Source organism: Pseudarthrobacter sp. Hb11, from assembly GCF_059383655.1.
Map to the genome: position 1 here is coordinate 32222 of NZ_JBWZCM010000015.1, position 16115 is coordinate 48336.

Here is a 16115-nt window from a genome sequence, read left to right on the forward strand (position 1 = left end):
CGGGACACGATCAGCGCTGTAACTCCGGAACGCTTTGCGACAGCTTCAGCGGCCGAAAGGACTCGGCGTGACGGCGGAGTAGGGAATGGCATGGGGGCCTCCTGGCAGCAGATCAACGGTTGCTGGAAAGGCTATAGGTGGCCACTGACATTATTGGGGGCGGTGTTCCCGGCTGGGCCGATGTTCAGCTCGCGCGTCGCAGGTCCTGGACCATTCCGCCGGGTTCAAAGTCGAGGATGACGCCGCCACCTGGCCCCGGACCGCCAGGAAAATCACCGCTGTGCCAGCGGACCTTCTGCGGATCATGGCAGAACCTGCCGCGCGCCAGGCCCTCCAGTAGCTGGTGCCCGGCTTCAAGGGGCGGAACGCCCTGTTTGTGCCAGTTCGGGACTTCCTCGTCGGGGGCGCACCAGCGGTTTCTCAGGAGGTAGTCGGTCTCGATTGGCCACTCGTCTGCGGGTAGAAACTCTTCCGAGACGATCTCGCACCAGACGCCATCCGCGCTCGGGTTTGCCTGGGCGTATGGTCGGCGGGGCCCGTCGGACTCGTCACCGTAATCGATGCTCAGGAATGAGTTCCATGGCATATTGGCCAGCACGTCACTGACCCGCTCGCCCGCACGGGCCCAGTCGTATTCCTCATCGCTCTGGGTCCGGCACATCGCCACGAGCCCGGCGAACTCCTCCACGCCGACCTCCGGAGGCATTACCGCGCCGATCACCGACTCCCAGGCTCCGAAGAATCGCCTGATTTCGATCACCGAGGGATGATCGCGTCCCGCTGCTGCTTCAGCCGTCACCCAACTGTCATAGCTCGCCACATCCTTCGGGGACCCGAAGTCGTGATAGGCCTTCCTGAAAGAGCGGGCCGCCTCGTCATAATCCGCAGAAGCGAACCGCGCGCGGGTGGAAGGGATCGACAGTCCCGCGCGTTCGAGTGCACTCGACCAGAATCCGGCTCCCAGCCGACGACGTAGGACAGGCGCCGGAACTAGCCATTCGGGTCCGTGGTTGTCCGGCTCCTGTGAGGCTGCGACGATACGCGCGTAGTCCTCGTACGAAATTCCGGCAGTGTCTCCCGTCCTTATCGCCTCGGCGGTGGTTTCCGCAATGGCGATAATTTCGGCTACTTGACCTTGGAGGAGCTGCCCAACATGAAGTTCCCGAAATGCAGTCACACCGGGCATCGGGATCTTTCCAAGCGCGAATGGGTAGTCGGGCTTTATGCCCCGATGGCAGCCCGTGATGTACAGCAGACTCAAGGTATCGGTCGGCAGAGGGGGCTCCGCCTCTTGCCCACGCGAGATCCTGAGAAACAGCTCCGGGCTTTTCAGAAGATCCGCGGCTATGTCTACGTCGACTGTTGACCCGAATGCGACCAGTACTTTGGGTATGTCCGAGCCAGGGACGCCCGCTTCCACAAGTTGCCAGATGCGCTCATCGTCCCGGCGGAGAATTTGAACAGTCTCGGAACAGCGGGTCCGCAGCGATTTGGAACGCTGTTCCTCGCCGCGGTCGGCGATCCGCGTGCTAAGAGCGTTCAGAGCGTCCCAGCTGTGGGTGTTTGCGTCTTCGGTAATCGCATGCAACGGGTCTCCTGCGAGAAATGAGTTGCAGATGGCGCTCAGTTCGGCATCGGTTGAAGCGCTTGTATATGGTGTCATGCTGTGATCCCCCGCGTTAGGACTGCCAATTGTGGTGTTGTTTCGCTAGCTGACGGGCAGTTAGGACGCATTTCGCAGTGTTTGTATCGCTCCGGCGAGGGTGTCCTCCACGGTTACACCACGGTCCGGCCCGGTTCCTGCAAACTCCGGCCGCGTGCTCCATCTGAGCTGCCAGGGATCCTGACACAACCGTCCGAACCTCAGGCCGTTGAGAATCTGATGCCCTGCATCGTGAATCGGGACAGACTCCTTGCACCAGTCTGGAACCACTGCATCCGGCGCGAGCCAGCCCTGTAATTCCATGTAGTCGGCATCGACTGGCCATACATGGGAGGGCAAAGTCTCTTCGGATACTATTTCGCACCAAACACCACCAGGCCCGCGTGTGGCCTGAGCATACGGTCCAAGGGCCCCGGCCGCTTGGTCGCCGTATTGAATCTGAAGCGACTTGTTCTGGCCCATTCTTCCAAGGAGCTCACAAATGTACTCGCCGGCACGGACCCACGCCGCTTCATGAGCGGCGTCCGCGCACTCAAACAGGGCGCCGTCAGGAAATTCAGCAGGAGGATCGGGGATTCGCTGGTGTTCGTTCAGACCTGGGACAGTCTCGAGTGCCTCCAGCCAGCCGCCATGATGTGACACTATCTCCACAGCCGAAGGTCGGTCACAGCCGCGAAATGCCTGAACTATGACCCAACGGTCATAGATTTCGAGAGTCAACGGAAAATGAAATCTTGAGCATTCGTCGGCGTAATCGCGAAGCGCCCGGTGGAAGCCGCGGTCCCCAAAACGGTCAGTGGCGGTACGTAGCGTCAATCCCACCCTGCCCAGCGCTTGTTCCCACCATCCATCACCGAGGCGCCGAACCAGCGATCGCGCGGGGACCGGCCAGACGTCATCGTTATCAGACAGATAGCCACTGAGACTCTGAAAGAGGAGCTCAGCAGTAGCGGTGTATTCCGTGACGGACAAGGTTGTGATAACCCGGGCGCGGATGGCCAGCTTTGTGGTCTCAACGACCGCCAGGATCTCGGCGAAGCGTCTTGGCGGACATTCTTCCGTAGTCAATAGCCGCAGTTGGGCGGCTTCATCCGAAGGGACGTGACCCAGCGCCAGCTGATAATCGGGCTCGATCCCGTGATGTTTTCCAATGACGTACAGCATGCTCAGCTTGTCGGTCAGGCGTGGTCTCTCAGGTGCGGGCATGTCTGTGCAGATGCGTGGATCGGCAGGCCCTGAATACTGAAGCAACTCGACCATTATTTCCGAATCGATTGCAGCCCCTGTTGCTAGGGCGGAGAGAACCGTCGGAATATCCGCCAAAGCCATTCCGGACTGGGCCAATCGCCAGATAAGGTGCGCTTGTTCATCGAGATTTGACCTCGTCGCAGCAGTCCTCGCACGGATACTGCGCATCCTGGCGAGCTCGTCGTCATCACCGATGAATTCACTGGTCAGCCGGGAGCAGATGTTTTCTGCCACCACAGCATGCTTGGCTGCAATCACCCGCAGTGGATCACCTTTGCGGTAGTCCGCAACCAAGACTTTCACGTCCGTCATGTTGGCAGTTGCTTTATTGATGCCGACCATGGGCGGCTTCTCTCCCATTGCGTCCCCCAAGTCCGGCACCTACTCCTGCGCCGAACGGACCGCATCCGCCCACGTGCCGTAGATGTTGCGCACCGACGCCCCGGACGGCCGTTCGTGACCGGCAGCGATCTCCTGCTTGACCCAGGCGTCGTACCCGGAAAAGGTGGCCTTCGTTGCCGCCGCCGACGCGTGGACGCAAAAGTCCCGCACAGCGTCGTCATAGTCTTCGCGGGTGAACTTCAGCAGGCCCTTGGGCCGGCCTTGTGTGGTGGTGCCGATTCCCATTGCTTCGAGTGCTTCATTCCAGCCTCCGAAGCGCTTCATCACTGTCTGCCTGGTGGGCGGCCAAGGGAACGCTCCCTGCCGGGACACAAGGCCCAGGGCCACCACGAGCTCTTCACGGAGCTCCTGGTAGCGTGCGCCGGTGATACTCGCCAGCGGGTTTTCCGCGACAAGCTTCTGGGCAGCACCAATCACGCCGAGAATGGTGGCCACGTCGTCGGCCGACGCTTCGGCGGATTCCAGGGCTGCCCGCAGCTCGCTCATGAGGGACAGGTCTAGGTTGACCGCTGCCCACTCACGGCCAGGGGCAAGGTTGCGGTCCGAGCCGAGCAGGAACCAGATGCCGGCAGCCAGTGCCTCCTTGGAGAAGATGTCATCGATCTGCGCTTTGGAGAAGAGAATCGCCGATCCCCTCAATGCGTCCTCGGCCAGATCGACGTCGATCGCCGGGTACAGTGCCTGGAGCTTCAGCACGGCATCGGACCGGGTCACGCCACGCTTGGCCATCTGGCGGGCGAGGTTCCCGTACTCCGCCAGGAAGGCGTCATGCGCCGCCTTTGTGGCCGCTTCCCGTGCTGCAATCCGGTTCTTGCGGGATTCCTCGGCGTTGGTTCCGCCCACCTTGGCGATGATCTGCCGGACCCGCTCGCGGGTGATGCCGAAGCTCTTGCCGGTGGCATCCAACGTCTCACCGTCGGCGTAGCGCTCAACCATTACAGCGTCACGCTGCTCCCGGCTGAGTTCAGGAGTAGTTGTCATGGTCATATTCCTATCAGCAGGCCCGGACATTATTCGGCAGCACCGGTCGTGGCCTTGCCGGAGACGGACCCAGTGCCAGCCTGGGCATCTTTCAGCACCCGCAGAAACAGGGGGTTCGGACGGGCTCCAGGCAGGAGGCGCCGCACGTCCTCGAGCGCCTCCAGCGGAGAAATGCCGGCTACACGAGCCCCATACAGAGCAGCAACGGTCGGCGTCCGTGACTCCGCCCGGACACAGTGCAGCAGCACCGTCTTGCCCTCCGCGCGGTAGCGTGCGACGGCGGCCGCCGCCTCCTGAAGGACAAAGGCGGCATGTGCGTTGTCGCCCTCAACAGCGGAGTCGACCACCCAGAACGTGGCATGATCCTCCGGCGCCACGCCCGGCACGTCAATTGTGCCCAGCCGGCAGAGCGACACCACCGCATCGATGCCCAGCTCGGCCACCCGCTGAAGCGAGCCGACACCGCCCAGCCACACGCCGTCCTCGTGCGGGTGCCGGACCAGCGCGTCGGTGCGTCCCCACATGCTGTAGTCGTGCCGTTCAGCCCGCGGCCAGGACAGAGACCGCTGGCCCTCGGCGCGGCCCAGCTCCATGCCCAAAACCATCAGGTCGCGGGCCCGCAGGCCCGGCCAGCCGTGAAGGCGCTGCCGCCACTCGAAGGGCACTGCCGTGTAGCCGTACGCAGCTGCCAGCAGGCCGCCAGCGATGGCGGCCACCGTGTCGGTGTCGCGCCCGCCGCGCACCGCTTCCTCCAAAGCGGCCCGAAGGTGGGCGGGACCGGCAGCTGACAGACCGGCGAAATGGATGGCGCTCCACGCCCCTTGGAACGCCTCAACCACCCAGCCGTTGCGGGTGAAGTCGCGGGGCCGCGACCGCTCCGCGACGTCGATCCGCCCCAGCCACAGCGAAGCCCGTTCGGCGGGCAGCAGCGGCAACCCGGCCCGGACATCCAGCACACCGGTGAGAACCGCATGCCGGATGGCAACGCACCACAGTCCGCACGCGTCCTGAGCATCAGGATCGGCGTGGGTCAGGGCGCTCACCACCCCGGCGGCAACCATCAGCTCGGCAGGATCCCGGTCCAGGTATGCCAACGCGAGCGGAGCCGTGCGCATCAGCGACCCGTTGCCGGCGCTGCGGCCGGTGCGGGCGTGGAAGTCAGCGGCTGCGGCAGTGAAGTCCGCGGCCTCAACCTCGCGGCCTGCAGCGGAAGCCAGCCGGCGTGCAGCAGCGATGACCGAACTTGTCTGGGCCCCCACGTCCTTCGCCTCGGCGGCCCAGGCAGTCCATGCCCGGACCACTGCGGTAAGTGCCGCGGGGGAGGAGGGGCCGCCGTCGGACGCGGACTCCAGCAGCGCCTCGGCGATGGGGATGGCCATGGAGGTGTCGTCGGTCCACTCGGCCGGCGCGAACCCGAACGGGCCGCCCTTCATGGTGACGTCGGCGCCGTCCGGCAGCGGGGCGCCGAATTCGTAACCGGCGCCGAGGGCGTCGCCGGCGGCCAGGGCGACGAGGACGCCGGCTGCGCGGTCATTTTGCAGCGGGTTCAGTTTCATGCCATCTCCATCAGGGGGTGTTGGGTGTTCCAGCCGGTCAGGTGGGCCAGCTGCGGGCGCCGCTGGGGGAGTGCGACGGCGATGCCGGCGGCGGTGACCGCTCCGGCGGCGCGGGTGACGTTGCGGCTCCGGAGGGAGCCGTGGGTCCGTACCTCCACGGCTCCGGCGCCGCCGTCGAACGTTCCGAAGTCCATCGCCTGGACGTAGGCGGCGAAGTCGCGGGCGCGCTGGCCGGGCATCGGCCCGGAGGCCAGCGCTTCGGGTGGCAGGAGCTCAAGGTCCAGCAGCGCCGACTCGACCAGCTGCCGGTAATGGCGGCGGAAGAGCGTGTGGGTGCCGAAGACCTCCAAGAGCAACGGCTGCCGGCCCAGGCCGATCACCACGCCGCGCTGGCCCTCCAGCGGGGCGGGCGCGTCCGCGGCGCTGAACCGGTTCCGTTCCTCCTTGTCGTCCCTGAACCAGTCCATGTGCTGAAGGAGGGAGCTGGTGGCGGAGGCGCCCCGGGCGGCGTCGAAGCGGCGGACCCGCTCCCAAATGCGGTCCTGCCGGTTCCCTCCGCGCTGCCCGTTCACGCCGTTGGCCAGCTCCGACCAGACGTTCAGCGGAGCGCGCCGTGCCTGCCGCCGGTGGCTGCTCTCTCCGGCCTCCCAGCGGCCGGCCTCGACGCAGAAGGTATCGATGTCACGGGTTTCGCCCGGGCCGAGGACGACGTCGCGGGCCCAGGTCCGGTGCTGCTGGCCGCCTTCGAGCAGCTCGCCTTCCAGCAGCAGTGCCGGGTGCGGGCCGTTGTTGGTGACGGTGAGGCGGGATACCTGGGCGCCGCTGGCGAGTTCGGTGACAAACACGTCTGCGTGGGTGCCGGTGCTGACGCCGAGGCTTCCGGAGCCGGAGGTCCAGACGGGGAAGATGCTGAGCGGGCCGAGGCTGCTGCCGGCGCCGACGTGAAGCTGCGGAACTTTCATGATGACCTCCGGTTGATTTATCGCATTTCTGCGCTAATTGATTTCAGTATGCACGGGTTGCTTCTTTAGCGCAAGACTGCGATAAATGGAGATGTGAAGGATTCTCAGAACAGACAAGGCCCGTCGCTGCTCGACTACCCGCGGCCGTCGGTGGCGGTGGATACGGCCGTGCTGACCGTCGCGGACGGGAGTGTGTCTGTGCTGCTGGTGCGACGCGCGGAGGACCATCAGCACGGAAAGTGGGCCCTGCCGGGCACGTTCCTGCGTGAACGCGAGACCCTGGCGGATGCGGTGCTTCGGTGCCTGCGGGAGAAGGCCGGGATCTCGGGGCGGGTGCCGCGCCAGCTGCAGGTGTTTGACGAGCCCGGGCGCGACGACCGTGGCTGGGTGTTGTCGGTGGCGCACGTGGACGTGGTGCCGCTGGCGGCGCTGCAGGAAGCGCTAAAGTCCGACGGCGTCAGGCTGGCTTCGGTGACAGCGGAACCGGAGGTGGTCGCCGGGCTGCCATACGGGCATGCCGACATCGTGGCCAAGGCGGTGGAATGGCTGCGGGCTGCCTATGCGGAGGCGCCGGATCCCGGGGCGCTGCTGGATGAGCCGTTTACGCTGAAGGACCTGCGTGAGCTGCATGAGGTTGTAGCGGGTGCTCGGCTAATGCGCGACACGTTCCGGCGGTTCATGGAGCCGAAGCTGACAGGGACGGGGCAGATGTCCGACGGGACGCGGGGGAGGCCGTCGCGGTTGTGGGTGCGGAGCTAACCACCTACATCTTCGGGGTGTGTCTAACTGCTTGGAGCTGCCCGTCCCAGCCGAGATCCTTCAGCATCTGGTGAATGACCGATGTTGCGCCGCCGGCAGGACCGCGAGAAGAAACGGCGGCGACTTCAAGGAGGGCCTCCCTGAGGGCCGACTCTTCGTCCGTGAGGCCGTCACCGTAATGGGGAGCCAATAGGAAGGCATGGCTGTAAGAGGCGTGAGCAATCAAGGCGTCCAGGAAGATCTCGAGCCGTCTCGCTTGGGCAGCGGTACCGGATTTAGAGGAACCGGTGTCCTCCATATCGATGAGGTTCAGATGCTTGCCCCAAAGTTTTTCCTGCATTGCGTCGCGCTTCAGCATGAGGGCTGACCCGAATCGCCCGACTGCTTCCTGCGAAGGCAAAGCCCGGCGGACGTCATGGATTATCTCGTGAAAATGATCATCGGCGAGTCCAAAGCCAACAAACAACAAATGGTGTGTGATGAGATGTGCCTTCACGAGCGCTGAGAGTGCCTCCCTCGTAGCGCTGTAACCTAAGTAGTCGTCCCGCGTAAGGACGATGGTTTCAGGTTGATCAACTGACCCATGGAGTTTCAGCAGCCATTTGTGAGTCGCGGCTGTACTGTCGTCAGGTTTCTCCCCGGGTATTACCGTGCGTGGGCTTCCCGCGTCTTTGGACGCCTTCTCGAAGAGTGTGTCGTAGTTGAGGGTGATGGCACCGCTGGAAGGCAGACAGGCGAGCAAACTGGGCGCAAGTCCATATTGCTGCATGTTGACGGCTTCGCTCACCGTTCGACCAAATCTTATGTCGCCGGCACCGGGAAACTTCTCCTCAAAGTAGGTTCGAAGGACAGCAGCTTGATCCAAGTTGCTGAGCTCCTTGAGCGCTTTCCGTTCCGGCTCTGAGAGATTCGCGGCTTTTGCTAAGCGGCCTAAGAGCTCGCGCCAAGTGGGAGCGCCGGCGCTAATACTGATTCCAGCGCCCATGAATGGGACCAATCTGCCGGACCGGGCGACTTCACCCAGCTCTTTGGCCTTAGCCAGCAGGGATGGCGTCAAAGCGGCCCAGGCAGTATCCCCTTCCCTGCGCTGTTGTTGGGCGAGAGCGAAGGCTGCCAGATCTTGAAACACAAAGACGATATCGACGCCCGCCTGATCGGCGTGCCGGTAAGCCTCCTTCAGAAGGACTCTTAGAAGGGCGCCGCGATATACGTTTCCACCGCCGTGGCCGGTACCGAAAAAGGGCGTGGCCAGCACCGGACGGCTCAGCTGGTTTGCGGATGCCCTCCGACGGTCGGTAACAGCAGTGGTGGCTATCTTCAGGAATGCACGAAACCGCGGCAGCAACTCATCCGCATCCGAAATGCCTGTCATTGGTACTGCGGTTAGGACCGGTAATGGTGACTCCCGGTCCCACTTATCCAGAGCAACTGCGAAGGCTGATTCTTCCCTAATGGAAGAGAGATCCTGCATATGCACAGCCTCTTCAAGCCCGGGCAACGCCGTTTTCCATCGATCGCCCGGTGTGGCCCGCCGGTCTATGGGTAGCAGGAACGCATCTGACCTGAGATTGAGCAGGTCGCCCATCGTGACAAAGACATGCCCTTTCGTCATCCGCCCGCCTCTAGCTCGGCTCCGAATTGGCGAATTCAGAGCTGTTTACAGACTCAGCGGACGCGGCATCCGTCGGTCTCGGCCAGGCTTCCAGAGCTACCCCGATCAGGTGGCGCGTTCGTGCGGCAATTCGTGCTTCATCCCACTGGTCAGGCCAAGACGCTTCATCGAATTCGTCAGCGGTCTCGGGCCGAGACAGTACCGACCCGGTGGTCAGGCGTAGAAGACTGTGCTTCTGAATCGCGGGCTTTTTATACTCCCAGTTTTTGTTGCTGAGAGAGGGGTTCAGCTTCGTGGTTACAAGCGTGAGATTGCCCAACTGGTGGACCGCTGAAGTTCTCCGCAAGAGGTCATCCTCGGTGTGGCTATCCGGCAGTGCCCAGTGCTTGCCCCACTCCTGAGGCATAAGGTGTTCGATGTTGAGTTTGGCATCTGTGCTGGAAAGCTGCTTTCCTGGCTCTGTCTTTCCTGACTGCAGATGATTTTCCAACCCCACCAGCAAGCTTCTAAGCCGCGCCCTGTATACGGATTTGTAGAGGCCCGTGTCGGCCAGTGCAACTGCGAACTCTTCGTCGGAGGGCCACCGCCTTGAGTCGGCTGTTTGTGCAGCTAGGGCGGCTACCACAGTGTCCCCGATATACTCCGGCTCTGCTGTGCTCGCAATGTCCATGAGCTGAACAAACAGTTTGTTGTAGTCCCCGTTGGGCATGCGTGCTACACCTCGCCGCATGAGGAAGGAATCAATGGCTCGTGCTACAAGCTCCTTCTGGTTTGACGGCACGGCATCGTCCGCGAAGACTCTCAGCAGCAGTGGCCAAGGAGTCATGGTGCCGGTCGCCTGCATGCGGTTTAGAAGAGCTCCCACGTTTGACGAAGAAGGCATCCGCTCCAGTTCGTCGTACTTGTCCGCGTAGCGCCGGATGTCCACGATCAATTCAGCAGCGCTAGGAGGTGGCGGTGCTACGGTAACCGGACCGGAGTTCAGCCACTTTCGCACGTCAACAAACAGGTGCTCCGCGCTAACCTCTCCACTCGTCTGAATGGTGAGCCAATAGCTCAGCAAAAGATCGATGCGGGACCGCTTCATGCGGCCTGTTGTTACTTGACGGCGCCATTGCTGACCGTCCAAAGGCAGCCAGTTATCGAGGAGAAGCGAATCTGCTCGCTTATGGTCGCCCTGCTGTTCGACTTTTTGAAATAGCAGGTTCTTTACGAGATCAGCGGCATCCAGTTTCACTCCGCGATGATTTAGGGCTTCAAAGATCACTTGAGGATCATCGTACGATTCCAAATAAATTTGTACGAGCTGCATACGGTCGCGGAGGGTTTCAAACAGGTAGCCCAGTCGCAGCTCAGGGTCATTAGAGCTGTTGCACCAACTGAAGATCGAGTCCTCGAACCAGTCTGCGGCTTTCACTAGTTTGTGTCCCTCAAGTCCAGCGGGAACAGCCGAGCCTTCGGTTCTAAGAGCCCAGCCGAAGGCGCCATTGTCCTGCGGAAGGGGCCAGAGTTTATGGAGGTCCTCCAGATGCTCGGGATGGATTGCTTCACGCTTGTTTTCCAGCAGCGTGCTGAACCGGCCGGCGGACGTCACTGCGCCGATCCTCAGGGCTACACGCCGCGAAGCGGCCAGCAAGACCTGGAGTGTCGTCAGACGTTGTTGGCCGTCGATGACGCTGGAGGAAGACAGCCTTCGTGGGAGATGACGGCGGGATTGGATGACAACGGCGCCAAGAAAGTATGTTCTGGGATCATGGCGGCCATGTTCATCTAAGACTTCGGCCTCAACTTCTTCAGCAGCAGTGCGGACATCAGTCCACAAAGGTCCCCAGTTTGCATCCTGGGACCAGACATAGGGGCGCTGAAACAGCGGCACGACCAAGTGGTGGTCAGCTGCGAAGACATGTCCCAGAGTAACGTCGCCGGCTTTCATCATTCCCCAATTAAGATCGGACCAATAGCTCGCTAGGCTAACAGCACGATAGCTGCGCCGCAGCCCGCCGTCAGATTCTGAGACTCTCGATACTTTCCTCAATAAGACCGAACTCGTTGGACTCCGCGTAATCAAAAAAGTCGACTATCTGCTTGGAAACGGTTATTAGCGATCCCTCGTCAAAGCCTGGAACGTTGTCCCCGGGCCCGACATGAACCCACATGGCATCGTGCCGATAGTAAAAGGTTTCGTCGTTCACCAGTATTAGAACGAGGAGTATGCTTCCACTGGTACTCATAGTGACGAAGTATTCTTCATGATCTTCAGGTTGCGGGGAGCGTGGCCACCGTTCCAGTCTGGCTTCGATTACGGAGCCTGGGTCCAGGTCGTAGTAAAATTCGTCGTCGTGCTTAAAATAGCCCGCCTTCAGAATGTCCCGGTTGACTAGATGATCTATAGACAACATATAACTCGAGCCAAAAGCATTGCGATGTATCGACTTCATATCTCCCCAAGTTACGAACCTCGATAACACGATTTTCCCTTTCATCTCGCCTTGACGCGGACAAGCTTCAATTGACCCAGCGCGGACTACGTTTCTGTTGCTATCCATGTGGTGAAATCCGATAACGAGACCCACTCACCTGCTTCCGAACCGGACTCGCTGTTCGAGTCCCAGAACTCGATGGCGAAAGGTTCCAAGTACTTATCGACTTGGCACAGGTACCTGCCTCCCCAGGGGCGCAGATCGCCTTCGTCTGTAGGCATATGGTTTTCAAAGTCGAGAACAGGCCGGTATCCGCGCTCCCATGCGCCGGCACGACGGGACTCGCCGTGCCCCGTATCCATCGAGCCGCGAACTAGGCCTTGTATGGCAAAGTCAGCTATGTCTCCGGGGTCATCCTGCGTGACAAAATGAACCGATTTGCTGGGATATTCTCGTCGTTTGGGCCGCGGAGACTTGGCTTTCTCGGCCACGTCCCACACGAGGACCACTTCCCTTAGGTCGTCGATGGCAAGCGGAAGCAGAATCTGCTCATGATCAGGCCTTCTTTCGACAGGCAACCAAGATTCTCTGTAACGGAGCCAGGTATTGGGGCCCGATCGGACTGAAATCCCGGCGATTTCGTCACTGTCGCCGCTACTCAAGAGCGTAGCCTCTGCAGAGCAGGTCAGCAGAGGTCGCACAGACCCCCAGCGGAGCAGGTTCTTGTCAGCCAATTCAAACAGCATCGAATCAAAGGTTGGGATCACACGAAATGGAGCACCCAGTGCAATAGCGGCTGCGATTTGGAGATCGCAGACCTCTTCCTGAGCGGAGCGCGAAAAGCGGACGGTGTTGGACTCTCGAATCAACTTTTCGGCTTGATCGATTAGGACAGCTCGCTGAATACGCTCACGCAACGTGAGGTTACCTTGCAGTTTCCATTGGTGATCTGAACTGCGGCTCCATAAGAGGCCTTTAGTAGCTAGCTCAATCTGAAGGTCAGATTGCCCAGGAAGGCGGCGAACAAACAGCTGCTGTTCGTCAATGCCAAAGATCTCGTATGCGACATCTAATCTCCTACCGGGATGGTCATACCATTCAACGGCTTGATCTACCAGATAACCAACTTCTACGCCTACGGTACGCTCGTCCATCTGAGAGACATCAAAAAGAGAACAGTCCTCGCTGGAAGCGCTTAGGAAGAACCAGGCGTCTTCATCGTGGCATTGAGAAGTGTCCAGCCATTCGCCGTCCGTCCGGTACTGACACTCATCGGAACCCCCAACAAGGTACCGGACCAGAAAGAGCTCCCAGCCTCCCTCAGGGTGCGGACCGTTGATGAACTGCAGTTGCCACTTCTGATCCTCCGCTGGAACTGAGTGTGTTCCGGGTACAAGATCGTGATCGTCCTGAGGCACCCAAACTCGCTTTCGTCGAACAACTTCAGAAAAGTGTCCCACCGAGTAATGACATGGCGCTAACGGTCGGATGTATCCTCGCAAAAGCCCAGCCAAGACCGCGATCCTAGTATGTTTAGGGGACCACCAGCTAATCACTAGGCATCGCCTTTGAGTGCTGGTGCATTGGGGATCCACGAAGTACAGGAGTAGGTCTTGACAGTTACAGGCATGAACCGGGAGCTCAACGTCGCGCCCGGTTCGGTGGTGCACATCCGTGACGAGGAGTGGCTGGTCACCAGCGCCGAGAAGTCCGTCGACGGGACACTCGTCAGAGTGCAAGGGCTCAGCGAACTCGTCCGAGACACCACCGCCGCGTTCTACTCCGCCCTGGACACGATTGAAGTCGTGGACCCGCGGAACTCCAAAGTCGTCGCCGACAGCAGCCCCAACTACCGCCGCGCCCGCCTCTGGCTGGAATCCACCCTCCGCAAGACGCCGGCCCCCCTGAATGACCCCAAGCTTGGTGTCTCCACCCGCATGCTCGCCGACAGCCTTAACTACCAACGGATCGCGGTAGCCAAGGCGCTGGACAGTCGCAACGTCCGCCCCCGCATCCTGATCGCGGACGCCGTCGGCCTGGGCAAGACGCTCGAAATCGGGATGATCCTCAGCGAGTTGGTCAAGCGCGGCCGCGGAGAACGTATCCTCATCGTCACGCCCAAGCATGTCTTGGAGCAGATGCAGCACGAACTCTGGTGCCGCTTCGCGCTTCCCTTCGTCCGTCTTGACTCCGCCGGCATCCAAAGGGTCCGCCAGATCCTCCCCGGCACCCGGAACCCGTTCACCTATTTCAAGCGCGCCATCATCTCCATCGACACACTGAAAAGCGCCCGGTATCGTGCCCACTTGGAGAAACTCCGCTGGGACGCAGTGGTCATTGACGAGTCGCACAACCTCACCAACTCGGGTACTCAGAACAATGAGCTCGCACGCGTCCTGGCCCCCAACACAGAGGCTCTCATTCTCGCCTCCGCCACCCCGCACAACGGCAAGAACGATTCGTTCGCGGAGCTGCTCCGGCTCCTCGACCCCACCGTCGTGCGGCCGGACGGTACCTTCGAGCAGGAGGACATCGAGCATCTGATCATCCGCAGGCACAGGCACAGCCCGGAGGTCGCGAGTGAAGTCGGTGCGGACTGGGCAGAGCGCCTGCAACCGGACAACAAGCTGATCCCGGCATCACCTGAAGAGAACGACGTCGCCGACGAGCTGGCGGACGTCTGGCTGTATCCGCAGGCAGGCAGCTCACCATACTCAGGCCAGAACGGTGGCCTGTTCCCGTGGATCTTGGCCAAAGCCTTCCTTTCGAGCCCCGCGGCTCTTCTGGCGACGGTCAAGGAACGACTGAAGACGCTCGACGGCGGTGCGCTGACCGGAGTGACAAAGGAAGCCGAGGCGCTCAAGCGGCTGAAGGAACTCACCGAAGCCTCGCTTGAAGGCAAATCCGCCAAATACGAAGCCCTCGTAAACTACCTGCAGGACATTGGCGTCGGGAGGAAATCACCAATGCGGGCTGTGATCTTCGCGGAGCGGGTTCCGACCCTCAAGTGGCTGGAAGAGAAGCTCCCTGCGGACCTAGGCCTCAAACCAGCGAACGTAGCTATTCTCCACGGCGGCCTCAGTGATGTCGATCAACTGGAGATTATTGACGGCTTTAAACGGGAGTCCTCCGACATCCGCGTCCTGGTCACTGGCGACGTCGCTTCCGAGGGCGTCAACTTGCATGCTCAGTGCCACCATCTGATCCACTTTGACATTCCGTGGAGCCTGATCCGCGTAGAACAGCGCAACGGTCGCATCGACCGCTACGGGCAGAGATTCCCCCCTCAGATCACGACGCTCCTTCTCGAACCAGACAACATCCAGTTCCGTGGCGACCTCAAGGTGCTAACCCGAGTTATGGAACGTGAGCACGAGGCCCACGCCGTGCTTCAAGACGTTGCCTCCCTGATGGGCGCCCACAGCGTCGCTCGAGAAGAAGACGCCATCCGCGACGTGCTTATGAAAAAGAAGTCGGTCGACGAGGTCCTGCGGAACCCTGAGGAAGTCACCGGCGGTGACGACTTCGACGCCTTCTTCGAAAACCTCGCATCCGATGAACCCGCCAAGAATGACGTCCCGACCGAAACCCACATCGGTCTCTACGCCACGGACCTCGAATACTTGGATGAGGCCCTCCGGGAAGCATTCGTGACACCGGAAGCCAGCTTGAGCAACAACGGCGTCGCCTGGACCATACACAAAGAGCATTCCATTGCCGAGCTGGAGCCCCCGAGGGACCTTCAGCAACGGCTCGCGTACCTCCCGCAGTCCTATCTCGCCGACCGGGCGGTGACCAAGAAGATGAAGCTGGCCACCACGGCAATCTCCGGCAAGCTGGAACTCGAACGCGCCCGTGCTGCGCAGCCTACTGCGGGGGAGAAGACCACCACCTGGCCGGAAGCCCACTTCCTTGGTCCGCTTCACCCGGTGCTCGAATGGGCCAGCGACAGGGCACTTGCCTCCCTGTCCCGGAGCGAGGTCCTCGCGGTCCGGGGAAATGTCGAGAATGCCACCGTCCTCCTGATGGGCACGCTCATGAACCAGCGCGGCCAAGTCGTCTCCAAAGCGTTCTTCACCGCGGACTTCCCGAACCCTGACAATCCGTCATTTTGTCTGGTCGACACCCTCGAGGATCTGGGCGGCTACCTGAAAGCCGCGGGGCTCACGGCCAACGCGATCAATCCCGGAGCTATCGCCAACGTCGATCAGCTTCAGCAGATCGTCCCGGTCGCCGTCGAGAACACGTCAGAAACCCTCGAGGCCACATTCGCAGCAGCACAGCAGGCGGCGGAACAGCGTCTTGCTGGCTGGAAGGACCGTGCAGACCACTGGCAGGAATCCTCGCTGGAACAGCACCTCCCCGGGATGAGCAAGTCCGCTCTCAAGAAACAGCGCGAACGCATCCAAGAGGAGCAGCGTATTGCCGCGTCCCTCGCGCCGTCCCAGCGCCTCGTCCGCCCGCTTCTGGTCATCGTGCCCGAAATTACCGCAGTTGAAGGGGCCCACTAAC

At 61.3% G+C, this 16115-nt stretch carries 11 protein-coding genes; 2 read left to right on the top strand and 9 right to left on the bottom strand.

Annotated elements, in window-relative coordinates; all coding sequences use genetic code 11:
• Positions 1-184 precede the first annotated feature (184 nt).
• The 5 genes from AC50X7_RS16640 to AC50X7_RS16660 are packed head-to-tail and all read right to left on the bottom strand — an operon-like array spanning position 185 to position 6812.
• Positions 185-1663, bottom strand: a complete 1479-nt coding sequence (locus tag AC50X7_RS16640) for a TY-Chap domain-containing protein (protein WP_494980029.1) — start codon at positions 1661-1663, stop codon at positions 185-187.
• Positions 1664-1723: 60 nt separating this feature from the next.
• Entirely contained in the window at positions 1724-3253 is a 1530-nt protein-coding gene (locus tag AC50X7_RS16645) for a hypothetical protein (RefSeq protein WP_494980030.1), read from the bottom strand.
• Positions 3254-3292: 39 nt separating this feature from the next.
• Positions 3293-4294 (bottom strand): sigma factor-like helix-turn-helix DNA-binding protein, encoded by a 1002-nt coding sequence (locus tag AC50X7_RS16650; protein ID WP_494980031.1) that lies wholly within the window; start codon positions 4292-4294, stop codon positions 3293-3295.
• Positions 4295-4323: 29 nt separating this feature from the next.
• Positions 4324-5850 carry an ADP-ribosylglycohydrolase family protein gene (locus AC50X7_RS16655; RefSeq protein WP_494980032.1) on the bottom strand — a complete coding sequence of 509 codons (1527 nt, stop codon included), beginning with the start codon at positions 5848-5850 and terminating at the stop codon, positions 4324-4326.
• Complete coding sequence (locus tag AC50X7_RS16660) at positions 5847-6812, bottom strand: ARPP-1 family domain-containing protein (protein WP_494980033.1); 966 nt, start codon at positions 6810-6812, stop codon at positions 5847-5849. The genes AC50X7_RS16655 and AC50X7_RS16660 overlap by 4 nt, the downstream gene beginning before the upstream one ends.
• A 93-nt stretch (positions 6813-6905) precedes the next feature.
• Between AC50X7_RS16660 and AC50X7_RS16665 the strand changes: the two genes are divergently transcribed.
• Positions 6906-7571 carry an NUDIX hydrolase gene (locus AC50X7_RS16665; RefSeq protein WP_494980034.1) on the top strand — a complete coding sequence of 222 codons (666 nt, stop codon included), beginning with the start codon at positions 6906-6908 and terminating at the stop codon, positions 7569-7571.
• 4 nt (positions 7572-7575) lie between these two features.
• On the opposite strand, the gene AC50X7_RS16670 is transcribed toward AC50X7_RS16665, so the two are convergent.
• From AC50X7_RS16670 to AC50X7_RS16685, 4 genes are all read right to left on the bottom strand, one after another.
• Positions 7576-9183 (bottom strand): SIR2 family NAD-dependent protein deacylase, encoded by a 1608-nt coding sequence (locus AC50X7_RS16670; protein ID WP_494980035.1) that lies wholly within the window; start codon positions 9181-9183, stop codon positions 7576-7578.
• A 10-nt stretch (positions 9184-9193) separates the two neighbouring features.
• Positions 9194-11119: a DUF262 domain-containing protein gene (locus tag AC50X7_RS16675; protein ID WP_494980036.1), complete on the bottom strand. Its 1926-nt coding sequence runs from the start codon at positions 11117-11119 to the stop codon at positions 9194-9196.
• A 67-nt stretch (positions 11120-11186) separates the two neighbouring features.
• A complete protein-coding gene (locus tag AC50X7_RS16680; RefSeq protein WP_494980037.1) occupies positions 11187-11666 on the bottom strand; it encodes a hypothetical protein in 480 nt (159 codons plus the stop codon).
• Positions 11667-11707: 41 nt separating this feature from the next.
• Positions 11708-13021: a hypothetical protein gene (locus AC50X7_RS16685; RefSeq protein WP_494980038.1), complete on the bottom strand. Its 1314-nt coding sequence runs from the start codon at positions 13019-13021 to the stop codon at positions 11708-11710.
• A gap of 195 nt (positions 13022-13216) precedes the next feature.
• On the opposite strand from AC50X7_RS16685, the gene AC50X7_RS16690 reads away from it, so the two are divergent.
• Entirely contained in the window at positions 13217-16114 is a 2898-nt protein-coding gene (locus AC50X7_RS16690) for a helicase-related protein (protein WP_494980039.1), read from the top strand.
• The last annotated feature ends 1 nt before the right edge of the window (position 16115 follow it).